The organism is Paenimyroides tangerinum, from assembly GCF_003865405.1.
Taxonomy (GTDB): Bacteria; Bacteroidota; Bacteroidia; order Flavobacteriales; family Flavobacteriaceae; genus Flavobacterium; species Flavobacterium tangerinum.
In genome coordinates, this window is sequence record NZ_RQVQ01000107.1 from 1 (window position 1) to 1121 (window position 1121).

Annotated in this window: 1 protein-coding gene; it reads left to right on the top strand. The window is 29.8% G+C overall.

Features of this window, described 5'->3' with window-relative positions:
- Window positions 1-240: 240 nt before the first annotated feature.
- Complete coding sequence (locus tag EG240_RS16365; protein WP_125020394.1) at window positions 241-786, top strand: hypothetical protein; 546 nt, start codon at window positions 241-243, stop codon at window positions 784-786.
- Window positions 787-1121 lie beyond the last annotated feature (335 nt).

The following is a 1121-nucleotide window of genomic DNA, read 5'->3' on the forward strand; positions in this document are numbered from 1 at the left end:
TATACTTTATTACCTCTTTAATATCGTATAATTATTAAATGTGTTTTTTTTTAAGCTGGATTCAACATCGGATTCAGCTTTTTTGTTTTTTGTAAGAATGATAAAAAAAACTGTAGTTCAATTTCTACAAACATCACACAATCCTTACTACAAAGCTGACCTTAAAACTGCCGTTACTTTGTACCATAGAAATAAGAATAACAAAATATAACAATATAACTTTTTAAAATTTACAAAATCATGACAACAAACTTCTTCAAATCAGTATCAGTTTTAGCAATCGCTTTAATGTTTGGATTCAGCGCAAATGCTCAAGACAAAAAAGTAAAAACAAATAAATTATCAGTTACAGTTGGGGAATTTTACAGCTTGAATTTAAGTAACGATAACGCAACTATTTTATTAGATAGCGAAGCGAAATTTGCAAATGGAAGTGAATCAACTCCAATTACAATGACCATTTTCTCTTCTAAAAAATATGCAGTTAGCGCTAAAGTTTCTTCGGCTCAATTCAGCGGAACAGCAGCTAATACTTCAGTTGACACAGACAATATCGATTTGATTGTTGAAAAAACGAGCGGTAACGAAGAGGCTACGATTTCTACAAGAACAAACAACAGTTTAAAACACGCAACAGCTGAACAAATCGTTTCTTCTACTGTTGCTACAAAAGCAGATGTTTATAGTTTAGTTTATGCGATTCCAGCAGATAATACTTCGGCTTTCTTAGATCAATACGGAAAAACAATTACTACTGAAATTACTTATACTTTATTACCTCTTTAATAATAAGGTATAATTTTTTAAATCGCCCTCATATTATGAAAAGCTGGACTCGATATCGGATTCAGCTTTTTGGGTTTTGTAAAAATGATTAAAAAAACTGTAGTTCAATTTCTACAAACATCACACAATCCTTACTACAAAACTTATTTCAAAACTGCCGTTACTTTGTACCATAGAAATAAGAATGACAAAATATAACAATATAACTTTTTAAAATTTACAAAATTATGACAACAAACTTCTTCAAATCAGTATCAGTTTTGGCAATCGCTTTAATGTTTGGATTCAGCGCAAATGCTCAAGAAAAAGTAAAAACAAATAAATTATCAGTTACA